The sequence below is a fragment of the Paenibacillus sp. J22R98 genome (genome assembly GCF_059383835.1).
In genome coordinates this window covers 139,505-162,050 of record NZ_JBXENW010000003.1, presented here as the reverse complement: position 1 = coordinate 162,050, position 22,546 = coordinate 139,505, and the positions used below count along the sequence as shown (strand labels likewise).

23 protein-coding genes are annotated in these 22,546 nt (G+C 49.4%); 5 read left to right on the top strand and 18 right to left on the bottom strand.

Annotation, left to right across the window (positions count from 1 at the left end; translation table 11 throughout):
- Positions 1-20: 20 nt before the first annotated feature.
- The 6 genes from AC50Y3_RS10685 to AC50Y3_RS10660 all read right to left on the bottom strand — a co-directional run bounded on the left by AC50Y3_RS10685 (position 21) and on the right by AC50Y3_RS10660 (position 6,504).
- Entirely contained in the window at positions 21-1,118 is a 1,098-nt protein-coding gene (locus tag AC50Y3_RS10685; RefSeq protein ID WP_494818753.1) for a DUF4349 domain-containing protein, read from the bottom strand.
- A 149-nt stretch (positions 1,119-1,267) separates the two neighbouring features.
- On the bottom strand, positions 1,268-2,536 hold the full coding sequence (locus AC50Y3_RS10680; protein WP_494818752.1) for an adenosylhomocysteinase: 1,269 nt from the start codon (positions 2,534-2,536) through the stop codon (positions 1,268-1,270).
- 50 nt (positions 2,537-2,586) lie between these two features.
- Entirely contained in the window at positions 2,587-4,215 is a 1,629-nt protein-coding gene (gene bshC / locus AC50Y3_RS10675) for a bacillithiol biosynthesis cysteine-adding enzyme BshC (protein WP_494818751.1), read from the bottom strand.
- Positions 4,216-4,371: 156 nt separating this feature from the next.
- On the bottom strand, positions 4,372-4,767 hold the full coding sequence (locus tag AC50Y3_RS10670) for a DUF3397 domain-containing protein (RefSeq protein ID WP_494818750.1): 396 nt from the start codon (positions 4,765-4,767) through the stop codon (positions 4,372-4,374).
- A 26-nt stretch (positions 4,768-4,793) separates the two neighbouring features.
- Entirely contained in the window at positions 4,794-5,723 is a 930-nt protein-coding gene (locus AC50Y3_RS10665) for a ketopantoate reductase family protein (protein ID WP_494819221.1), read from the bottom strand.
- Between the two features lie 133 nt (positions 5,724-5,856).
- Complete coding sequence (locus AC50Y3_RS10660; RefSeq protein WP_494818749.1) at positions 5,857-6,504, bottom strand: RsfA family transcriptional regulator; 648 nt, start codon at positions 6,502-6,504, stop codon at positions 5,857-5,859.
- A gap of 270 nt (positions 6,505-6,774) precedes the next feature.
- Between AC50Y3_RS10660 and AC50Y3_RS10655 the strand changes: the two genes are divergently transcribed.
- Positions 6,775-7,011, top strand: coding sequence for a DUF2626 domain-containing protein (locus AC50Y3_RS10655; RefSeq protein ID WP_090979850.1), 237 nt, complete (start codon positions 6,775-6,777; stop codon positions 7,009-7,011).
- Positions 7,012-7,106: 95 nt separating this feature from the next.
- Here AC50Y3_RS10655 and AC50Y3_RS10650 read toward each other — a convergent pair whose 3' ends face one another.
- On the bottom strand, positions 7,107-8,345 hold the full coding sequence (locus tag AC50Y3_RS10650; protein ID WP_494818748.1) for a class I SAM-dependent methyltransferase: 1,239 nt from the start codon (positions 8,343-8,345) through the stop codon (positions 7,107-7,109).
- Between the two features lie 111 nt (positions 8,346-8,456).
- On the opposite strand from AC50Y3_RS10650, the gene AC50Y3_RS10645 reads away from it, so the two are divergent.
- Complete coding sequence (locus tag AC50Y3_RS10645) at positions 8,457-9,542, top strand: coiled-coil domain-containing protein (protein WP_494818747.1); 1,086 nt, start codon at positions 8,457-8,459, stop codon at positions 9,540-9,542.
- Here AC50Y3_RS10645 and AC50Y3_RS10640 read toward each other — a convergent pair.
- The gene (locus tag AC50Y3_RS10640) at positions 9,513-10,871 is read right to left on the bottom strand and encodes an ABC transporter substrate-binding protein (RefSeq protein WP_494818746.1); all 1,359 of its coding nucleotides are present in this window, start codon (positions 10,869-10,871) and stop codon (positions 9,513-9,515) included. The two genes, AC50Y3_RS10645 and AC50Y3_RS10640, sit on opposite strands and share 30 nt — an antisense overlap.
- 239 nt (positions 10,872-11,110) lie before the next feature.
- Here AC50Y3_RS10640 and AC50Y3_RS10635 point away from each other — a divergent pair, with 239 nt between their 5' ends.
- Complete coding sequence (locus tag AC50Y3_RS10635; RefSeq protein WP_494818745.1) at positions 11,111-11,632, top strand: hypothetical protein; 522 nt, start codon at positions 11,111-11,113, stop codon at positions 11,630-11,632.
- Here AC50Y3_RS10635 and AC50Y3_RS10630 read toward each other — a convergent pair.
- Entirely contained in the window at positions 11,629-12,960 is a 1,332-nt protein-coding gene (locus tag AC50Y3_RS10630) for a PhoH family protein (protein ID WP_494818744.1), read from the bottom strand. The genes AC50Y3_RS10635 and AC50Y3_RS10630 overlap by 4 nt on opposite strands.
- A 114-nt stretch (positions 12,961-13,074) precedes the next feature.
- Between AC50Y3_RS10630 and AC50Y3_RS10625 the strand changes: the two genes are divergently transcribed.
- Complete coding sequence (locus AC50Y3_RS10625) at positions 13,075-13,620, top strand: YhcN/YlaJ family sporulation lipoprotein (protein WP_494818743.1); 546 nt, start codon at positions 13,075-13,077, stop codon at positions 13,618-13,620.
- Positions 13,621-13,684: 64 nt separating this feature from the next.
- Here AC50Y3_RS10625 and AC50Y3_RS10620 read toward each other — a convergent pair whose 3' ends face one another.
- From AC50Y3_RS10620 to AC50Y3_RS10590, 7 genes are all read right to left on the bottom strand, one after another.
- The gene (locus AC50Y3_RS10620; protein ID WP_494818742.1) at positions 13,685-14,137 is read right to left on the bottom strand and encodes a pyridoxamine 5'-phosphate oxidase family protein; all 453 of its coding nucleotides are present in this window, start codon (positions 14,135-14,137) and stop codon (positions 13,685-13,687) included.
- 75 nt (positions 14,138-14,212) lie between these two features.
- On the bottom strand, positions 14,213-15,217 hold the full coding sequence (locus tag AC50Y3_RS10615; protein WP_494818741.1) for an LCP family protein: 1,005 nt from the start codon (positions 15,215-15,217) through the stop codon (positions 14,213-14,215).
- A 14-nt stretch (positions 15,218-15,231) separates the two neighbouring features.
- Positions 15,232-15,504, bottom strand: a complete 273-nt coding sequence (locus AC50Y3_RS10610; RefSeq protein WP_494818740.1) for a hypothetical protein — start codon at positions 15,502-15,504, stop codon at positions 15,232-15,234.
- Between the two features lies 1 nt (position 15,505).
- Positions 15,506-15,805 carry a YlaH-like family protein gene (locus AC50Y3_RS10605; protein ID WP_494818739.1) on the bottom strand — a complete coding sequence of 100 codons (300 nt, stop codon included), beginning with the start codon at positions 15,803-15,805 and terminating at the stop codon, positions 15,506-15,508.
- Positions 15,806-15,950: 145 nt separating this feature from the next.
- Positions 15,951-17,792 (bottom strand): translational GTPase TypA, encoded by a 1,842-nt coding sequence (typA, locus tag AC50Y3_RS10600; protein ID WP_494818738.1) that lies wholly within the window; start codon positions 17,790-17,792, stop codon positions 15,951-15,953.
- Between the two features lie 82 nt (positions 17,793-17,874).
- Complete coding sequence (locus tag AC50Y3_RS10595; protein ID WP_494818737.1) at positions 17,875-18,357, bottom strand: hypothetical protein; 483 nt, start codon at positions 18,355-18,357, stop codon at positions 17,875-17,877.
- 108 nt (positions 18,358-18,465) lie between these two features.
- Positions 18,466-19,125: a YjbE family putative metal transport protein gene (locus AC50Y3_RS10590; RefSeq protein WP_494818736.1), complete on the bottom strand. Its 660-nt coding sequence runs from the start codon at positions 19,123-19,125 to the stop codon at positions 18,466-18,468.
- A 205-nt stretch (positions 19,126-19,330) separates the two neighbouring features.
- On the opposite strand from AC50Y3_RS10590, the gene AC50Y3_RS10585 reads away from it, so the two are divergent.
- On the top strand, positions 19,331-20,032 hold the full coding sequence (locus AC50Y3_RS10585) for a TerC family protein (protein ID WP_494818735.1): 702 nt from the start codon (positions 19,331-19,333) through the stop codon (positions 20,030-20,032).
- A gap of 23 nt (positions 20,033-20,055) precedes the next feature.
- Here AC50Y3_RS10585 and thiI read toward each other — a convergent pair whose 3' ends face one another.
- On the bottom strand, positions 20,056-21,276 hold the full coding sequence (gene thiI, locus AC50Y3_RS10580; protein WP_494818734.1) for a tRNA uracil 4-sulfurtransferase ThiI: 1,221 nt from the start codon (positions 21,274-21,276) through the stop codon (positions 20,056-20,058).
- A gap of 7 nt (positions 21,277-21,283) precedes the next feature.
- Entirely contained in the window at positions 21,284-22,453 is a 1,170-nt protein-coding gene (locus AC50Y3_RS10575; protein ID WP_494818733.1) for a cysteine desulfurase family protein, read from the bottom strand.
- Positions 22,454-22,546 lie beyond the last annotated feature (93 nt).

Here is a 22,546-nt window from a genome sequence, read left to right as displayed (position 1 = left end):
CGGTTTGCCTATTGGATCTTCTATGCTTCTGAATCTTCTTTAACTGGTTCCCGAGCCTCAGGTGCCGGGATATTTTTCGTGCTCGCCGCCGGATGTGAATTGCGTTTACGCCGGTTGCTTCGGTATGCCATATAAGCAGGAATACCTACGATTGCCACCAAAGCCAGAACCGGTAATGCACCGGCAATGAAGATAAATACGCCTTGAATGAACGCGTATACCACATTCGTGCTGCCGGACATAGCATCCGAAATTCGATTCAGAAACCCTGGATTCTCTTCTTCTTTGGTCGTAACAGGCTCCAGCACTTGATACATCCTAAGATCAATGGTGGAGTACTCCACATTTTTGTCCAAATAGCGAATACGTCCTTTAATCCGCTCGATCTCGGTTTGCACTTCACCGAGCTGGTTCGAAATTTGCAGCAAATCGGTCGTCTTCGTCGCTTTCTCCATGAATGCTGTCAATCTAGCCTCTACCACTTGACGAGCCTTCAGCCTTGCCTCCATATCGACGTATTCTTCCGTCACATCAGTCCCTTGCGCGCTGCTCTCGAAGCCTTCGTGTTTGATCTTCTCCAGCTCGCTGATGAAAGTATCAAAGCCGGCAGCCGGCACTTTAATCGTGTAGGTACCGCCCAGCTCGGAGGTAGTTTTCTTATCCGAGAAGGAGAGCAGATAGCCGCCGGACAAATGAATCAAATTCCGTAGAGAGGTTTGAGCCTTGCCATAGTCTTCAACCTCCATGTTCACGGACGCTTTATAAATGATTTTGCGAGTGAAGCTGGATTCGCCATCCGGAATGTTGCTGTCGGCATCACTCATCCCGGCTGCGGGCGCCTCCTCACTGCTGGCTGTGTCTGCAGTACTCGCATTCGAAGATGAATTGCTCGTGGCTACGTCCCCGTCTGCCATCGGCGGCGCTGCCATCTCCGTGTTCATCGCGGCGTTGTTTGTGGTTGCACTACTGCCTGCGTACCCGTCGCTCTTCGCATCATTTGAATTACTGTTGCCCGCAGAACAACCTGCCAGCATCCATACCATGACCACGATGCTAACCAGCAATAACCATCGGACGCTTCTCTTTTTTGTTGCGCCTACGCCATGAAGCATGTTCATGATACAACCCCCGCTTTTCTTTAATATGGTCGACCTACCTATCAAACGTTGGCAGAAAGGTAGATGTTGCATATTGTGGGAGAAAAAAGACGCATGAACCGGTTCCATAAGGAACACAAGTTCATGCGTCTTGTAATTACTACGTTGTATCAATGCTCTTGCCAGCTGTCGAGATAAGCTTTCTGTTCATCGGAGAGTTTATCGATGCCCGTTCCGATTGCTTCCAGCTTGTAGCGAGCTACTTGCTCATCCAGCGCGTAAGGCACGTTTACAACTTTCTTGCCGATGCTGTTATAGTTGTCGTTCACATATTTAAGCGACATCGCTTGCAGAGCAAACGTCATATCCATAATTTCGGCTGGGTGACCATCGCCTGCAGCGAGGTTGACCAAGCGGCCTTCAGCCAGCAAATAAATGCTGCGGCCATCTTTCAATTGGTACTCTTCAATGTTGCGGCGCACTACACGCTTACCGTTGGAAAGTGCCTCAAGCTCAGGTTTGTTCACTTCAACATCAAAGTGGCCTGCGTTGGACAGAAGCGCACCATTCTTCATGACTTCATAATGCTCGCCGCGAATGACATCTTTGTTACCCGTTACCGTAACGAAGAAATCCCCAAGCTTCGCAGCTTCAATCATCGGAAGGACTGTGAATCCGTCCATATATGCTTCAACGGCGCGAATCGCATCGATCTCTGTTACGATAACTTGCGCGCCAAGACCTTTCGCACGCATCGCTACCCCTTTACCGCACCAGCCATAACCTGCAACAACAACTGTTTTGCCGGCTACAACAAGGTTTGTCGTCCGGTTAATACCGTCAAATACCGATTGGCCCGTGCCGTAACGGTTATCGAACAAATATTTGCAGAACGCGTCATTAACGGCAACCATCGGGAAGTTGAGCGAACCATCCTTCTCCATCGCTTTCAGACGCAGAATACCTGTCGTTGTTTCTTCCGCGCCGCCGCGAATATTCTCCATTAGGTCAGGACGTTCCGCGTGGAGGATCGAAACGAAATCGCCGCCGTCGTCAATAATGAGGTCAGGCTTCGTTTCAAGTGCTTTGATAAGCAATGACTTATATTCAGCAGGCTCCGGATTGTATTTGGCAAATACAGTGATGCCGTCTTCAACGAGCGCCGCACATACATCATCTTGCGTGGACAGCGGGTTGCTGCCTGTAATCGTTACTTCTGCACCGCCGGCTTGAACAACTTTAGCCAAATAGGCTGTTTTGGCTTCCAAGTGGAGGGAGATCGCAACCTTCAAACCTTTGAACGGCTGCTCCTTCTCGAATTGCTCACGAATACGGTTAAGTACCGGCATATGGGCTGCAACCCAATCAATTTTCAAATGTCCTTCCGGCGCAAGCGCCATATCACGCACGATACTGTTTTGCTTCGCATTAACGGTCATTGTTCTTCAGCACCCTCTCTTCTTCTACATGCTCGTTGTTGATCCTTGCCTTAAATCGAAATCAAATGATGGCCGTTCTGCTGATCATAGGGGATCTCCAGCAGTTTGTCGATCCACGATCTTCCATATTGATTATAGAATTCCATCACATTCAATACACGTTCCTGAGGCTTGCCTTCCGGCCACAATGAAAGGGCAATCCAGTCCAATTGACGAAGTGCGGCTCCGAACTTCTTGGCATGCGCATCCATTGTCCGCTTCTGAAGATAAGAGATTTGATCCTTGATTCGAAGCAGATTCTGATCCGTCAATTCTCCTAATCCATTCTCAACTGAAACGGTTAAAGCCTTTATGGGCTCATAGAGGGCTTCAATACCTGCTAGGGCAGCGGCAAAACCGCCTTCAATGCCGGTTTCATCCCGCTCCTTAAGCCAGGCTTCTCTGCATGCCTTAAATCGGTAAGCCACTTCCTCGAAAGATAATCCATACTTGGCCATATACTTGGACGTTTTGTCCTCAATCAGCGAGAAGGACATGCGCGGCACAACAATCGGCATCTCCATGCCCAATACCTTGAACGCCTCACCGGTTAACGACCAATATGCGATCTCCCCTGGACCGAGAACCACAGCCAGAACAGGCAGCACATAGTCCTGCATGATCGGCCTCGTCAGTACATTGTTGCTGAACCGCTGCGGATCGCCGGCTGCCCATGTCTGCAACTCCTCGATGGACCATGATTTCGATCCTTTCCGATTCCGAAACCGGCCATCATGCTTATGTAGCAATATCCGTTCTTCCTCGTCGAAGAGAAACAGGTTCGCACTCCCCTGCGTAACATCCGCGGAAGGCGAGAATCCGAGCTCCTGCAGCTGGCTTGCACTGCGGAAGTAAGCCGACTCCAGCTCATCGTTGCGTGCCAGCATTTGACCGAACATCGGCGCTTCCAGCTTCCGAATGCCGACATCATCCGCATCAAGCAGAATTAGCCCTTGGCTGCCGAACAGCCAACCAAGCAAATAAGCGAACAAATCGGACAAGGTCTCGGATTGTTTCGCGAATTGGCCCAGTTTCTCCAGGAGCTCCGGCTTAAAGGATGTGTCCGGCAATGCCGCGCTAAGCAGTTGAACCGCTTCCGTGAACGTTTCCTGTGCGATCTTCGTCCTGCTGACGGAGGTGCGGGCACCTCTGGGTCTCTGGACAGCCAATCGGGTCAACGCCGCTTCCCCTCGCACATAGGCGTGGTTAACTTCATCGAAGTCATGGTCCTCGCCGGCAATCCAGAACACCGGCACAACAACCGAACCCAGCCGAGCCGTTGCTTCCTTCGCAGCTGAAATCGCCGTAACCGCTTTATGAATGACGAGCAGCGGACCTGACCACAGCCCTGCTTGCTGACCGGTCACAACGACCGGCGCTCCCGAGCGGATCGCTTCGATATTCGCCATAACCGCAGCGTTGTTGTTATAACGCGTATTGTACGTTTGGAGCGTATCGCCAAGAAGTTGGGCATCTATGCGCTTATCCGCGTTCTCAGAGAGCCAGTTCATCCTGCGTTTCCAGTGCATATTTTCTGCCGCGTGGCTGCCGAACAGCGCCTCTACGCCGGGGTGGCTTCGATGTATATAAGCTTCGGTGACAGGCTGTCCGAAAGGCAGCTGAACCGTATCGATTTTCATGGACAGTCTCTACCTTTCTTCCTTGTAAGTAACACCTTTAGAATAAGTGCAGTTTTTCTCATTCATTGTACACAACGTAAAGCGCACCGTCAAAAAAAAACCACCCTCCGTGAATGGAGAGTGATCCTCGAATCTATATTGATAGATGAACAACGATTACACGTTAAAAAAACTCTTCCCGATGCCGATACACATCAGTATGACGTAACATAGACTCATTAGAAAGAAGCCGAGCCGCCAGATTGCACGCATTATGCGGCGCATGTTGATATTGCCCTTCAACCGATATTGCACGTTGCCGAGCAGACCGCCGCCAAGGAGCAGAAGAAGTAAGATTCCGTATATCCCAAAGGAACTATGAAAAATTTTATTAAACAATACGGCCACACAGCCAATTAATAGTGCGGTAGTTACATCCATAGCGGTGCTGAATGCTTTCTTCTTATCGCCGGTGAAAGCTCCATAACCAAAATATACGAGTAGAAACGGTATGATCGGAAGAACAGCTAGAAAAGCGTAGACGTTCTTGATGCTTTCCCAAATCCACTGCATCCTCGGTTCGCCCCTCTCTACGGTCATTAGTTCGTTTGGAGTGTTTTAATTAGTGTCAGTACGGCTTCATTCATCGGAGCAGGTGCTTGAATGGTTCTGGCCAGCGACGCGATGCCGCCGTTGATCCAATCGATCTCCGTTGGACGTCCTGCCAATACGTCTCGCAGCATGGAAGATTGATTCCCTGCGGTAGCTTCACAAATATGAAGCAGCTGATCCCAGCTATCCGCATCCTTCACCATTCCGGATCGAACGAGAATGTGCTCACTCTCTTCATGCAAAGCCTTCATCCAGCGCAATCGGCATGGATCAGATGGGAGCTCCCCATTCCGTACACCGAATATGCCGGTTAGCGGATTGATGACAGCATTGATCAGTAATTTCCTGTAAACAACAGTCTCCATCTCATTCGACAGTTTGCCTTCAATTCCTGCCCCATTAAGCACTTTTAACAACATTTTTTGAGGTTTGCTCGCCTTTTCTTCGTTTTTCAGCCAACTGCCGAACGTTATCGTCCCGCTTCCTGTATGGTGAACGGAATGTTCGTCGATTCGCATTGCACCTTCTGTCGTAATAGCTGCATTTAACTGCTCTTCAGGACATACCGTGCGCAGTAAATCCAGATGCCCTATCCCATTTTGAAGCGCAAGTATCGAACAACCATGGACAGCCAAGCGCCCCACCTGCTGCAGCAACTGCGCATCCAAATGCACTTGCTTGACGGTGAGCCAGACCCAATCCTCTTGCTGTAGTCCAACTGGAACATACGTATCGATCGTCGAAGCCTGTACACTCACCTGATATTGCATGCCATCCCGTTTGGTCAACTGGATACCTTCCTCACGCAGCCGCTTCGCTTGCTCTTCCGAGCGCGTCAAGATAATAACCTCGGTCCCGGCCTCCGCCAGCCTTGCTCCATATAAAAGTCCGAGCGCTCCCGCTCCCACGATGATCATTCTCACTGGTTTGCCTCATTTCTACTTCCGCCTGATTAAACTTATCGTAACAGAAGCAAACTAAAAAATCCCGCCGCACCTATAGCAGGTTCGGAGAGATTTTGGAGAGCGGCTTTTCAGTCAAACAAGCCGGCTATTCGATTCGTTCCAAGTTACCGTTCGCATCCATTTTGAAGCGAGGTTTAGCCTCATCTTCTTCTGTCAGCACGGTCAAACGGCGTGCACGGTCCATAATTTGAATGAGCGTTTTGTAGTCATCATTGACCGCACGGTAATCCGTTTGGGCATTGTTGACTTCAAGCGATAATCTTTCATTCAGCTCACGTAAGGTGAACAATTCTTCATCTTTCTCGCGCAGATCGCGTTCAAGCGTCTTGATCTGGCGATTAAGCTCTTGATAAGTACCTTTCCATTGCCGCAGAAATCGGATAACGGTATCAATTGATAGCGATTCTTCCGTCAACGGATCGTTCTTGTACGTACGTTCTTCTGTGTCGAGCATGCTGATCGCGGATACATGAGGTGTTGCAACGTACGTTTGTTTTTTCATATAGTTCCGCTTCTGGCGCTGCTGCTTCGCAATTTGTATCGCATCTTCATAGCGTTTGCGGACACAACTGTTCCAGCGGAATCCGCATGCGGCCGATGTCCGGCCGATCCGCTCTCCTACTTCCTCAAAAGCGGCCAACTGCGTGCTTCCCTCGCGGATATGCCGCAGCGTCACTTCGGCTAGGATGAGATCGTCATCCGGGCTCCAGGCATCTTGTCTGACTGCTGTCATGCAACCAAAACCTCCTAACATTAGGCGCTTACTTTATCTCTATGCCCTTGGTAGAGTTCATAGAATCTATCGGATACTAATTTGTATATCCATTTTTTTGACGGCTCATACATGTTTTTTCGTAATTTGAAGCAAACTTGTATCAGAGCGTGAAAAGGAGGCAAAAAGTTTGCCAATTCGTCACGAGTGAAACAGTTTACACATGTTACCTGAAACGTTATAATGGGCAATAGTAATCGGGTCGAGACTGACGAGAAGGGGGATGAAATCATGGCACGCATGTTCCGAGTGCTCGGTTTCTGGACGCTTGTAATCGCGCTAATGGCGTTTGCAGGGCATATGACCGAGATGGCACTCTTGTTCTTTATTCAAACCGTCGTGTTTGTCCTGTTAGGCTATTTGAACTTTTCCGAAAGAACCTATATGTTGATGTTCTGGGGATACATGTTTATCTCGTTCGTCAGCTTCACGTATTGGACCGTATTTGTAATGGGGAACCCATTCTAATAACGGACCTTCTGACATTCACAAATAGCCAAAAGGCTGCTCCGAGAAGATGGGATACCATCTCCGGAACAGCCTTTTTTCGTTTGACCGCATTATTATTCGCCTTTGAGCAGCACCATCACTTTAAACGACTCGCTCATATTATCGCTTAGCAGCAGCTGGCGGATGGAACGATTGCGTCTTGCTGCTTCACCGAAGGGATTCGTCCCATCATGTGCGACTAGGTCCTGCAGCAAGCCTTGATCGAGGAGAAATTGCTTCTGCGTATCATAATACTGCACCTGCCAGCCCGCCTGTTCGGCTGCATGTCTGCAAGCAGTGAAATTGACGTGCGAGGTGATGTCCTGTTCTCCGGGAGCGCTGAAGGGACGGTCATGCGCCACATGATCCTTATAGCACAGCAGCGTTCCTTGCATTCGATGCGATGCCGTTAATTCTTGCGCTTCGTGACCGTAGTCCACGAGAAGGAGTGCCCCATGTTTGATCATGCCGGTAAGTTCTGTAATCCATCGCTCGGCAGCGAGGTTTACCTCGGTAATCTGCCCTTCCCGCAAGGCGATTCCATCCCGTTTCAGTACTTCTGCAATCCGTTCATCAGTTAAAGGTGTGTAGACATAGCGAAATGCTTCTCCATCTTCGTTGTCGTTCCTAGCTGCAACGCCAAGCTCCCAGAGCTGGCCTTCCTTCAAGACGACTCGATGTACCGGAAATGCATCCAACAGCTCATTTGCAATCATGATCGAATAAGTCGCCGGCGACGACGAAGATGAAGAGGTCCCCCTGTCGTTTGCATCCAGCAATGCTTTATACGCTTCTTCCGGCGTCATGTAACGCAACTGCGGCCGCGGCGAATCTGAACGATCCAGGGCCGCTGCTGCTTGCTCCAGCCTCGACTGTGCCTCATGTAGATGCACAGGATTGCTGTCCACAATAACGTGCTCCGCTTGAGAGAGCCACGAATGCCTTGACGTTGACCATGCTACAATCATTTGCTGGGAGAGCAGCCCGGTACCTGCCCCCCATTCCATTATCCTAACAGGCGCTGACTCCCCACGGTCTCCGATTAACGAGGCAGCACAGCTTGCCAGCTTCTCTCCCATTATGGAGCCGATCGCAGAGCTCGTATAGAAGTCGCCTTTCTTGCCCACTCGTATTTTCCCTGAGCGATAATAGCCTTCCTTCTCGTCATATAAACACAGGGCCATATAATCATGGAACGAGATACAGCTGACTTCAGCAGTCTCCCGGGCGCGTACAGAATCCCGTCCCCTCAGCTGGCTCCGTGCGATTTGCTCCCCAATTAACAAGGACAATCGCCCGCCGTTTCCGCTCATGCAATCCCCTCCAAATCAAGGACAAAATTAGTGCTTACAGATATAATAGAATTGGTACATGCATATAGTAGTGCATGCAAAGTGTGAAGAAGAAAGAAAGGGGAGCCCTTCGTGAAAGGAACGATACGCCGCCGGATTGCGGCGTTCGCCGTTTGCGCGCTCGCAGTGTGGCTAACTATTTTCCCCGTATTTGCCGACCCTGCAACCCCGAAGGATGAAGAGGTCCGAGCGATACTGGAGAAAAGCCTCTCCGTCGTTGAAATTGACAAAGAAATTGCACGCGTGAAAGAACAGCAGCAGTCGATCCTTGCGCAGCTGCATGATTCCAAAGTGAAGCTGGCAAGCCAAGAGCAAACGATCGAGAAGAAACGCGAAGAGGCAGGGAAAGTGCTTCGCGCCTACTACACCGGTGAACGGGATATTTTCCTGACGGCGTTTGTGTCTTCGCACAATTTATCAGAGCTGCTGCAGCTGCTTGATTTTTTCGACCTTATCTTTACTAATGACAAGCTTACGCTCAACTCGTACTTGAAGCAATATCAAGAACTGAAGAAAAGCATCAGCAAGCTCGATACGCAGTCGGAACAGCTTACCGAAGTCGAAGAACGTCTCACTACGCAGCGAAACCGAGTTATGGCACTTCAGCAAGATGTCGACTCCTCGTTAAGCGGTCGATCCGATGCTGACAAACTCAAGCTGCTCATTAATGAATTTACGGACTACTGGCAGAATGTCGGATTGTTAGAGGTAAAACGGTACTTCAGCGCGCTGTCCAAAGCGATGAAGAAAATGCCGGCTTGGGTGCAAAACAATAAAGACATGCTTGAAATTGACGGCTTCAATTACTCGCTCTCCATCCCGGACGATAAGCTTAATGCTTTCCTGCGAGAGCAAAATGAGCTGTTCGACAATTTCTCCTTCGTCTTCAATCCGGACAAAGTCATCGTAACCGGCAAACGCGTTAACATGGAAGTGCAATTAACAGGTCATTATTCATTGGAGAAAGACGGCTCCATCTTATTTCATGTCGATTCGCTTATTTTTAACGGCTTGGAGCTGCCGGACACGACAAGAGCAGCTCTAGAGAAAGAATTCGATCTCGGCTTCTACCCTTCCAAAATCGTATCCTTCCTCAAAACCAAATCGGTCACCGTAGAGGATGGCAAGCTATTGATCAAGCTTACCATCAGTCTTTGATGGCTCCTCAGGCGGTGCTTCGGCACCGCCTTTTGGTTGTTCCGGCTCCTCGTTCCATAGGGATATAAATTTACTGGCCAGCTCAGGTGTGAGTTCGGTCTTGTTCCCGCCAAGTATGACAAGCAGCTTCGACCAGCGTTCCCATCTTTCCCTCCAGGAAGGATCAGGCGTTACGGATGCTCGGCTTAGCATACTGACAAGGTAATGAGGCGGCCTTTGATCGATATCGTTATATTCAAATTCATTTGTCATCCCCGAAATACGTGAAGGCAACCGCCCGAGCGACTGATAGTCATCCAGCTGCGCTTCTGTGGAGGTCATTTCCGTAATGTACGCACTGGCTTCGCTCACCCGTTCTGTTTCTGCCAGCATCACAAAGCTTCTTCCATTCGTGCGAACGACTGAGCCTGTCGATGTGCCAACCGACAACAGCTCTCTCTCCTCATCCGTTAAGGATTTAAAGAGCGTCCACGGCATGACCGCAGACATCAGCGTTCCGGCTCCAAATGCCCCGAGCAGCTGAGTTTTCTGTTGGACAGGCGCTAGCCTGTCCAACTTTGCAGCATATTCAGCGGCAAAATAAAGCTGTTCCTTCTGCGTGATGGTGAATGGAGACAAATTGGCAGCCGCCTCACTGTTCTCCCTAAACATCCCCATCCAAGCAGCCATTTCCTTCGCGTCAGCCGTGTTGAGGTTAAACGGACTGAGCTGAGGGTTCGTTGCCGCTAAGGCCGCAACAGCAACCTTGAATGCTTCGAGATCTTTAGGCGGCGCAATCAGGCCGGCAGCCTTGAGCAGATTTTTCTGCCAAACTACAAGCAATGGATTACAGTCAAGAGGAACACCCCACAGCGAGCCATTCCACTTCACAATACTTGTTAGCGCTTCCATTTGATCGGCAGCCGTATCTCCGGAAACAATATCGTCGACGGGGAGCAGAAACCCTTGTACGGCAAATTCTCGCACGCGATCATTGTCTAACAGCATCAGATCGAAAGGTTCGCCTTTCTCCGATGCTTTCTTCCTTGCCTCATCAGCATCTTCGTTATGTATATTCGTCATTTGAATGCTGATTCGAGGATGGGATAGCTCAAAATGCTCATTCTCGCCCTGCCAATATTGGTACTCAGCCTCGTCCATCGAGACTGCAATTGAAATCGTCTTTCGATCCTGCTCATCCCCATCAACGACCTGAGGTTTGTCATTCGATAATTGATCGTCATCTGAGTGAGTGACCGGCGATCCCGGCTTACCGAACATGGGAACAAGCAGCGCAGCACAAATCGTAAATACGCACAGCAGCAGCATGACATATTTTCTGCGTGACACCGTGTCCCTCCTCTAATAGGGAGTTTGTCGGAGACAAACTCTCACCTCTAACGCTAATAGGGAGTTTGTCGGAGACAAACTCTCACCTCTAACGCTAAATTTTAGCTAATCTTTATTTTAGCAAGAAAGCGCTTTTTTGTCGCCTGTCAATTGCAGCTGGTCCGCGGAATTTCAAATTGATTCCCGCTGCAGAATCCGTCATACTTGGTGAAAACTCCCCTTTCAAGGAGGCAGAGACCATGCAGCCGATTTATAGCGTTGACTTGCAATTACCGAAAGGTACGCTGCCGGAACAATTCGTGCAAATGCTGCAAGAATTGGCCGAATCTCCGTTTAACTTGCTGGATCGCGATGACACGCTGCTCCTCGTCAATAGCCAAGCAGACGCGGATACAATTGAAGCGTTTGTCGCCACGCGATTTAAAGTAAGCTGCGAGCTTGGACAATGGGCCCAGCTTGATGAGACATGGTCGCTTAATGTCCGCACCTTTACGGATTATGGGCTCATTACGTACTCAAATAATCGTTATCTCAACTTAGAGCTCGCATCGATTGTTTGCTTGATCCCGGGCACTACGCCTGATGCTGAACCTGCTTCAGCCGCAGAACAAGCGGACGAGCATGCCCTTGCCCACCTGATGCAAAATGACGGCCGCCGGCTGCTCGCCATTGACCGTCATCAGGTTGCGCTTATTGAGGGGATTGCACGTGCCTACCGCTGCAGCTCAACAACTGTGCTGGAAGCATCCGAATCCGATTAGAGCAGATCCGCAGCTAATTGGGCGAGTCTCGAACGCTCGCCTTTCTCCAGCGTCATATGGCCGCTGACGCTTTCTTGCTTGAAGCGCTCCACGATATGCGTGAGTCCATTGCTAATGGAGTCCAGATAAGGATGGTCGATCTGCTCCGGATCGCCCATCAGGACGATCTTGCTCCCTTCTCCGACACGCGATACGATGGTCTTCACTTCATGCCGAGTCAAGTTTTGCGCTTCATCGATGATTATGAATTGCCCCGGTATCGAACGTCCCCGAATATAGGTGAGCGCCTCTACTTGAATGCTGCCGAGCCCCATTAATATTTTATCAATATCGCCCGACTTCTTCGTATCAAACAAATATTCCAAATTATCATAAATCGGCTGCATCCACGGACGCAGCTTCTCATCCTTCTCACCCGGTAAATACCCGATATCCTTCCCCATTGGAACGACCGGCCTTGCGATCAGCAGCTTCTTGTATTTGTGCTCATCCTCCACCTTCATCAGACCTGCAGCAAGCGCCAGCAGCGTCTTGCCTGTACCGGCTTTACCGGTCAGCGTCACGAGCGGAATGTCGTCGCTAAGCAGCAGCTCCAGTGCCATGCGCTGCTGCGCATTGCGGGCGGTAATCCCCCACACCGGATCATTGCTCAGATACAGCGGTTCCAGCCTCGCTCCGTCTTGGCTCACTTTGAGCAGTGCGGATTTAGATGTCCCCATTTCATCCCGCAGGATAACAAATTCATTCGGGTGCAGCCGAGTATTCAGCAGCAAGTTCTTGATCGTAAGAAAACGGTACGTATAAAATTCATCAATGACCGAAGGATGCACTTTAAGGGTTAAATAACCCGCATACACATCCGATGGCGCTACCACCTGATCGGATAAATAATCTTGGGCTTCAAGCCCCAGCACATCCGCTTTAATGCGGACGAGTACATCTTTACTGACGATAATGACAGGACGCGGGTCCCCTTTGTCCTGCTCTTCGAGATGATAATTGAGCGCTACCGCAAGGATTCGATTGTCGTTAGACATTTCGCCGAACATTTCCTGTACACGCATAAAGCTGCGATGATTCAGTTCTACCTTGAGAACGCCCCCGTTATCAAGTTCAATTCCTTCATGCAGCCGGCCCGTCAGCCGCATTTGGTCGAGCAGCCGGGAAACATGCCGCGCATTGCGGCCAAGCTCATCGGCCAATCTTTTCTTTGAATCAATTTCTTCCAACACCACCGCGGGAATAATGACCTCATTGTCATCGAAAGCGAAGATCGCTTGCGGATCATGTAAGAGTACATTGGTGTCGAGCACGAATATCTTTTTCATCGTGAGCCCTCCTGGCGTTGGAATTTCGTTCAAAGGCGTACATAGCGCGGCCTTCATCTAGGCAAACTATGCTTGAACAAACTTTGCAGACTCTAGAAAGGTCAGGTGGCGAATATGAGAAAGTGGCTGGTGCCCGCTATGATCCTTTGCTTGCTGGCAACAGGCTGTAATACTGTCGCCCGCAATGAGACATCACCCTCTCCACAAAATGATAATCGCGTTCGTGCACAGCAGAGCGCTCCGCAGAAGAAGCAAATCAGCAGCCCTAAACAAGTCGCAGCTCATCTTGAGGATCTGGCGCGGCATGTACCCGGCGTGAAGGCCGCTCACTGTGTCGTGTTTAAAAATACAGCGATCGTTGGTATCGATGTGGCAGGGAATTTGGAACGATCCCGTGTTGGCACAATCAAATATGCGGTTGCCGAAGCATTCCGTAAAGATCCCTATGGTATTGACGCCATCGTAACGGCCGATATCGACATTGGGACTCGGCTGAAAGAAGTACAGGCCGACATGAAGCGCGGCAGACCCATTGCCGGATTTGCCGAAGAGATGGCCGACATCATAGGGCGGATCGTCCCTCAAGTGCCGAGAGATATCCAACCGGAGCAACCGGATCCCGCTAAGACTGACAAGCAAAAAATGAGTCAAAAGCTTTAGACTTACGAAGACACCAGCACCGTGAGAGTCGGTATAAGAACACAAAAAGCCTAGTGATTCCTCACTAGGCTTTCTTCATGGCAGCAAACACCTGTCCATCCAGTTTGTCTGCGGCTCTTCTGTCGTAAGTTTTCTCATATTCAGGTCTTGCGGACAAGCGTGCGCCGTAAAACATCGCATCGCGAACCGAAGCAATGTCGATGTCGAAGCATACCAATTTGAATGGCACGTCCTCAAGCGCTTCAGTTACAAGCCGTGCCGTGCCGTAGATCGTTTGAACAGTACCCGGCGCAAACACAGTAACGCTTACATCCACTTTCGAAGTCATATTCACCGTTAGGCGCGAACGGCCATCAATGGCGAAACGCAGTGTGGAGCGGTTGACCGCATAAACCCACGATATTACGCTGGAAGTCGGAGTTCCGCTGTCTGCATCAATCGTGTGCAACAGTACAAACGGTTCTTTCTCCAGGCCACTTAGCAGCTCGTCAGTAAGTACGGTGACAAGTTCAGTCATCCGCAGTCCTCCTTGCCTATTGTGTCAGTGCTTCGATGGTTTTATTATAACATAGCATACGTCGTACTACCACATTCATTCCGCCAATTTGGACGCCAGTGCCGATTTCGCTTCTTGAAGTTTGGCTTCATCCAGGCGAACATATGGCGAGTGCCACTCTCCTACGAGCGGGATAAAGGTGATATCGCTTTTGCTGATCCCGAAGTAAGTTTTCATCATATTCTCCACTTCATTACTCGGAATATCCATGCGCATATTGTTGCCTACTGCCTTAATAACGTTAGCTATCTTAGGCACGCTGGAGAAGGATTTGAGCTTATCTGCGATTTCGCCGAGCACCTGACTTTCACGACGATTGCGGTCAAAGTCGCTGGACATATTCGTACCGTCATTGGATTTGCGGTAACGGACGAAATCAAGCGCATCATCACCCTTCAGGTTCTGAGGACCTTTCTTCAGATCGATGTTCGTTCCGTCAGCCGTGTCGACATAACGCATGTCCATATCCACATCCACATCGACGCCGCCAAGCGCGTCTACGACATCAACGAAGCCTTGAAAGTTGATCGTTGCCGTATAGTCGATCGGGATATCGAAATATTTGCTGAACATTTTACGCAAATCCTGCTTCGCTTGCCGCTCCGCGTCTTTACCCTTCAATCCATCGCTTCTTGCACCTGCGAGGAATCTCGAATAGTACGCATTTGCTTTACGGCTATTGTAACCGGACAGCTCAATCTTGGAATCGCGCGGAATGGACACGACAACTGCTGACTTCGTATTTGGATTAAACGTCGCAATCATCATAACATCGGTATTTAAACTACCGGTTTCCTTCCGTGTATCTACGCCAAGCAGCATAATCGTTACCGGTTTCACTTTAACCGACTGATTCGCAGAGACCGTAACCGTCGGATCGGCATCCGTCGTGATTTCACCCAGTACGTCCTTCGAAACCTTATACAAATAGCCAAGATATCCCGCAACACCAATCAATAAGGCCAGAAACAGAACCATCATCCGGCGCAGCCAATATCTCTTCTTGCCCTTACGTGGAGGCAAATCGGATTCCCTAGTCATGACTTCCACCTTCGTCAGTTATATTTCGGATTCTCGTTAATATCTTGAAGGAGCTGCTCTCCGGATTCGCGGGGAAACATTTGCAGCTTGCTCTTGCCTTCCTTGTCATACCTCAAATGGATCATCGTGTCATCTACCGTATGTATGTGCAGATTCGATATGCCGTGATCCTCCGTTAGAATCTCAAGGAAGAAATCCCGGGTGTCTGCTGCAGCACGATCTTCCGGTCTTGCATCTGCTACCAGCTGAATTTGAAGCCAATTGAACAAGGCATCCTCAAACCGCAAGTTAAGCCCCTCCCGTATCCGAGCTGCTACCACCGCGTTTTGCTTTGATCTTGTCATACAATTGTCTGCCGCGAAGCAGGGCCATCATAAATACGGCAACGGACATACATTGAATAATGGGCAGTTTATCAAATTGCAGCACGAACAGCACGAATGAGCCCACAGCCATAACGAGATGCACAAGTACTTCTTTTAGAATCGGCAAACGTTGCACTCGAAATACAGCGTTAAAAATATAAATGGTTAAAGCCAGAATGATGAGATAGGTCAAAATCGGATGAGCATGAAACCAGTTCTGCATGATGCTTCTACCTCCTGATTTACTTGAAATGACTTCCATTAGGTCAGGGACGAGAAACGGCAGGGCAACAGCGAACTCTTCCTTTGAAGAGATCGCTGCAAGCCCTGCCTGTCATCTACTACCATCAATGGCGGCTGTATACTTCTTAAACGCCAGCTTGAGCTGTTTTACGTTGTTTCTCAGCGCGCTCGCGCTCGCTCTTATTGAGAAGCTTCTTACGAAGACGGATCGACTTCGGTGTCACTTCGCAATATTCATCATCGTTCAAATATTCCAGTGCTTGTTCAAGGGAGAACAAGATCGGTGTTTTCAAACGAACCGTGTCGTCTTTACCAGCAGAACGAACGTTTGTCAGTGCTTTTTCTTTACAGATATTGACGATAATATCGTTGTCGCGGTTATGCTCGCCGACAATCATACCTTCGTATACATCTGTACCCGGCTCCATGAACAGAACGCCGCGATCTTCTACGCCCATCATGCCGTAGAAAGTCGTTACGCCATTCTCGCTGGAGATCAGAACGCCTTGATGACGGCCGCCTACAGATGCGCCTGCAAGAGGACCATAGCTGTCAAAGGCATGGTTCATAATGCCGTAGCCGCGAGTAAGTGTCAAGAAGTTCGTACGGTATCCGATCAATCCGCGTGCTGGAATGATGAACTCAATACGCACTTGACCTGTACCGTTATTGATCATGTTGACCATTTCGGCTTTACGCGAGCCAAGGCTCTCCATTACCGCGCCAGTGCTTTCTTCCGGTACGTCGATAAGCAAACGCTCATAAGGCTCGTTTTTCTGACCGTTAATTTCTTTGATGATAACTTCCGGTTTGGAAACTTGAAGCTCGAAGCCTTCACGGCGCATGTTCTCGATCAGGATACCAAGGTGAAGCTCGCCGCGGCCGGAAACGACAAATGCATCCGGGCTGTCTGTTTCGTCTACACGAAGAGCCACGTCTGTTTCAAGCTCTTTGAACAGACGCTCACGAAGCTTACGGGAAGTTACCCATTTGCCTTCGCGGCCTGCGAACGGACTATTGTTAACGAGGAAAGTCATTTGCAGTGTCGGCTCATCGATTTTCAGAACCGGCAAAGCCTCTGGGTTAGCAGGATCTGCAATGGTTTCACCGATGTTGATTTCACGAATACCGGCAATGGCAACGATATCGCCTGCGCCTGCTTCTTCAACCTCTACGCGCTTCAGACCTTGGAAGCCGAACAGCTTCTCGATGCGAGCTTGTTTCGTCACGCCATCGCGGTTAATAACTGCGACGGATTGGCCTTGACGGATGATACCGCGGTTTACGCGGCCAACTGCGATACGGCCCAAGTATTCGTTGTAATCAAGCAACGTAACGAGGAATTGAAGCGGCTCGTCTACGCTTTCTGTCGGAGCTGGAATTTGCTCGATGATAGTCTCATAAAGCGCCTGCATGTTCTCATCTTGTTTGTCAACATCCAAGCTAGCTGTTCCCATCAATGCGGATGCATAGACAACTGGGAACTCAAGCTGCTCGTCGCTGGCACCAAGCTCGATGAACAGATCCAATACTTCGTCGACAACTTGCTCTGGGCTCGCATTCGGACGGTCGATTTTGTTCAAAACAACAATCGGAGTCAAATTGCTTTCCAGTGCTTTACGAAGTACGAATTTCGTTTGTGGCATACAGCCTTCAAATGCGTCAACGACAAGAAGAACGCCGTCAACCATTTTCATAATACGCTCTACTTCGCCGCCGAAATCGGCATGTCCAGGAGTATCCACGATGTTGATTAGATATTCCTTGTAGTTAACTGCTGTGTTCTTCGCCAAAATGGTGATACCGCGTTCCCGTTCCAAATCATTGGAATCCATTGCGCGTTCTTGAACCGTTTCATTGTCACGGAACGTGCCGGATTGTTGAAGCAATTTGTCGACTAGCGTAGTTTTACCATGGTCAACGTGCGCAATAATTGCGATATTCCTGATGTTCTCTCTGACTTGCATGTTAAGAATCCACTCCAACTTTTTTTTATTTATTAGTCTGCTGTGTGCGGGCTTGCGTCAAACGTGTTAAACAATTGAACCTTTACCAGCGAGCTTTACGTCCCGCAACGAGCCAAGCACCAAGCGCGATAAATGCAATGGCAATGAGGTATAAACCCCAGCCCCACACCAGCATGATGCCAAAAAACGACGCTGAAACAAGAGCAAGGATAATGGCAAGCGTTCGTGGAAACTTCGGATGGTACGTATCAAACAAATGATATTCGTATAAACCGATGGAAACCCCCAAGATAAATAAAGGCCATGAGTAGTGCATGTTGCTCCATCCGAACGCAATGCAAAAGAAAAAAATAAAGGCGTCAATTGTCAGAATAGCTCCCGGGATCAGAACAATCGGAGGAAGCAGTCGTCCAAAAAACAGCACGTGCAGCAATATGCCGGGAATCAGAACGAAAAGCGGCCAGAAGTTTGTGCCGATAAACGCAAACAGTCCAAGCTTTCCGAGTAAAATAACAGCACCTACGATCAAAAAAAGAAGACCGATGGTGTATTGGTTTTTCGACATGCCTATGTTCCTTTCTCTTTGGCACTTTTTTAACATCTACTAGTGTACTGGAACAGCAGGCAAAAAACCAGTGTTACTGCTATATTTACTCTAAAAATATAGTTTACCTTATCTTTTTATTCGCAGCAATGCCACAATAATGACCAAAGGGATGCAAAGAACCGGAATGGCCTTTAACAGAACGGATAATTCATTCGAAAATAATGGGTGAATCGCTGGATCGTGAACCAGCATTTCACCGGCCGCATAGCCGAGTAATCCCCCACCGATGTAAACAAATGACGGAAATTTACGGATCATGGTACTAAGCAGCTGACTCCCCCAAATAATCATAGGTATGCTAAGGGCAATCCCGAGAAGAATAAGTACGGGCTCTCCTTCCGCCACTGCGGCAATGGCAAGGACGTTGTCCAAACTCATAATAAAATCAGCGATCACGATGGTTCGGATCGCACTGGAAAGCGAGGTTACTTTGCGCATGTTGTGGTATTCCTCCGCATGTGCCGAAGCGTCCGTTACCAGCTTAATCGCAATCATGAACAACAAGATACTACCAACTGCCTGAAGATACGGTACCTGCAGCAGCGTCAGTGCAATCAGCGTCAATAAACAGCGCAGCAGTACGGCCGCAGCAGCGCCCCACACAACAGCCTGGCGCCGCTGGGCTTTCGGGAGCTGCTGGCTTGCCAGAGCGATCACTACGGCATTGTCGCCGCTCAAGAGCAAATTGATAAACATAATTTGAACGAAAATGATTAAGCTGTCCACAAAATTACGCCCCCTCAAGAAGAAACGGCTTTTGCCGTCCTTTTTGCGATGCGAGTTTCCTATTAAGTACGGAAAGCACTCGTCTATGAACGTGTATGTCCCAAGTGGACAGCTTATGTTTATCAATTTTTGAATCCTTCTTCGATTTCGAACGTAACAACGATAAACATCATAGCGCTCTTAAGAAAAGGAGGACAGGAAGTCAATGGACATTTTATCGCTTGAATTCCTATCTGCACTGGTTACAATCGTTTTTATCGACCTCATTCTTGCCGGTGATAATGCCATCGTAATCGGGCTGGCAGCTCGAAAACTGCCTAAGGAACAGCAAAAGAAAGCCGTTATATGGGGGACAGTCGGTGCCGTAGGTATTCGGGCCATTGCTACCACATTAGTTGTATATTTGCTAAATGTTCCGTGGCTCATGCTGGCAGGTGGCATTCTGCTGCTATGGATCGCCTACAAGCTGCTGGTTGATAATGAAGCACATGACAATATCACAGCGGGCAACACATTGTGGCAATCCGTTCGTACCATCATTATAGCCGACGCAGCAATGGGTTTAGACAACGTCATTGCTGTCGCAGGTGCAGCTCACGGCAGTGTAGCACTTGTTTTGCTTGGACTGATCATCAGTATTCCAATCGTTGTATGGGGCAGTACGCTGTTTATTAAGCTGATCAACAAGATCCCGTGGATAGTCTATGTCGGTTCCGGCGTGCTGGCTTACACGGCTGCCAAGATGATTACACATGAAATTAAATTGGAAGAATTCTTCAAGAGCAATCCCGCGTTTGAATGGTCTTTTTTGATTCTGATCGTCATTGTCATCATCGTAGCCGGTCTTTGGAAAAACGCTTCGCGCAAACAAGCATCCGGAATGGAAAAAAGCAGGGAAACCCATTAATTTGGGGCTCCCTGCTTTTTTGTTTAGAACCAGCGATCCTCGCCTGCTGTCTGAACAGCACTTCGTACCTCCGGCGTTATGCGCATAACTTCCACGCTCGATACAGCCTCCGCGATCATGGCATCCAGTCCGTCAATTGCCTGCTCGGTTTTCTCGACTATTGCCAGATTCGGGTTGGTGCTCGGTGATCTTGGCACAAATAACGTACAGCAATCCTCATAAGGCAGAATCGACGTCTCGAACGTCTCGATCTGACGAGCGATTCGAATAATTTCATTCTTGTCCATTGTAATGAGCGGTCTGAGCAGCGGCAGCTGCGTGGACCGGCCGATGACATTCATGCTGCCAAGCGTCTGGCTCGCGACTTGTCCTAAGCTGTCACCGGATACGATGCCGAATGCACTGACCTGTTCGGCAATCAATTCTGCGATACGAAGCATCGAGCGGCGCATCAGCGTAATGATGAGCGGATCTTGTCCGGACTGCGCCAGTGCCGTTTGGATATCCGTAAACGAGACCAGATGAAGCTTGATTGGCACTCCGCTGTAATGTGACAATCGTCTGACTAAGTCGATTACTTTCTCCTTTGCTTTATCGCTTGTGAACGGATAGCTGTGAAAATGAACCGCCTCGATCTCCAGACCTTGTCTCATCGCCAGATAGCCCGCTACAGGGCTGTCAATCCCTCCGGAGAGCAACAGCACCGCTTTTCCGTTCGTGCCGTAAGGAAAGCCTCCTGCGGCTTGTACGACGCTGCTGAAGACATAGGTGCCTTCCGGTTGAATTTCCACGCGAAGCTCAACCTCAGGTTCTCTTACATTCACTTTCAAACCAGGGGTTTCGCGCAGCACATGGCCGCCGACCAAATGGTTCATCTCTTGCGTATCATGTGGGAACTGCTTCTCTACCCGCTTTGTGGATACTTTGAATGTCGCAGGCTGCGCCGGAAGCGCGCGCATCACTTCCAGTGCGGCGGCACGAATGGCTTCCAATTCGTTAGCTACTTTCCGAATCGGACTGAAGGTCGCAATTCCGAAAATATCCTTAAGCTTTGCAGCAATTTCTTCATACGGTTCACCATTTAATGTGATATAAATTCTTCCATACGTCCGCGTAATTTCAGCGCGAACATAGCCTGCTACCGCTCGTCTCACTTGCTCAACCATTCGCTTGTCGAAACGGTCTCGGTTCTTGCCTTTCATCGTAAATTCGCCGAAACGAATTAGGATCATATCCGGATTCATAATCGGTTTACCCCTTCCTCTCGAGCGGCTTTAGCTGCTGAACGACCAAACGCAGCTTCCGGCAAAGCCAGTCCAGCTCCGCCGCGCCATGTTCATCCCCGAAACTAATGCGTATCCCGCTCACTGCGCTTTCATATGAAGCCTTCATCGCTTGCAGTACGCGGCTTGGCTCGTCGCTCTTAGACGAGCAAGCCGATTTGGTCGACGCCATTATTTCCTGCTTCTCCAACATATGAATGATGACCTCCGGCTTCATGCCGGGGTATGAGAAATGCACGATATGAGGCGCTGCGCAGCTGCCAGGCTTACACTCGGTGCTGCCGTTAATAAGCAGCTCCGGTATATCCTTGATGCAGGTTATAAGCTGTTCTCTGAGCTTGTACATGCGATCAGCTCTTGCGGGGCTGCTCTCCACGGCAAGACGGAACGCTTTTGCGGAAGCAACAATGGCCGGCACGTTCTCAGTGCCCGGACGAAGCTCCCGCTCCTGGCTCCCTCCTCTGAACAACGGCTCAAGCGTTAAGCCTTGCCGTACATACAACAATCCCACGCCTCGAGGGCCATTCACTTTATGGGCGGATGCCGAGAACATATCGATGCCCCAGCCTGCCGGATCAACCGTCAATTTACCGACGCTTTGCACCCCGTCCACATGAAACAGTACGCCTCTGTGTTGTTTCAGCAGCTTGCCGATTTCCTCAATCGGCTGAACGGCCCCAACTTCATTATTCACATGCATCACGCTTACCAGTATCGTTTCATCTGTTATCGCTGCTTCAAGTTCGGATACGGATATCACCCCAAGCGAATCGACCGGTAAATAGGTCACTTGGAATCCTTCGCGCTCAAGCGCTTTGAATGCTTCATAAACGGATGGATGTTCCACAGCCGTTGTAATTAAATGCTTCCCGCGTTTCCTTCCACCCCTGGCCGCTCCCATAACGGCGATGTTGTTGCTCTCCGTCCCGCTGGAGGTAAATATCCATTCCTTCGTATCTGTAGCTGGAAATAGCGAAGCAATGGCACCTCTTGCACGCTCCAGTAAATTCCCCGCTTCTTGTCCGCTTCTGTGAAGCGACGACGGATTTGCATAATGTTTCGCCATTACTTCCGCCATCGTGCGAATGACTTCTTCATGCGGCGGCGTCGAAGCACAGTGGTCAAAATAATACTTCATATCCAGCTTCCTCTCATCCTTCTGCCAACAAACGAAAAAGATCAGCGAAAATGCTGTCAAGGGCTTCTTGCATCTTGCCCATAGTCACAGCGA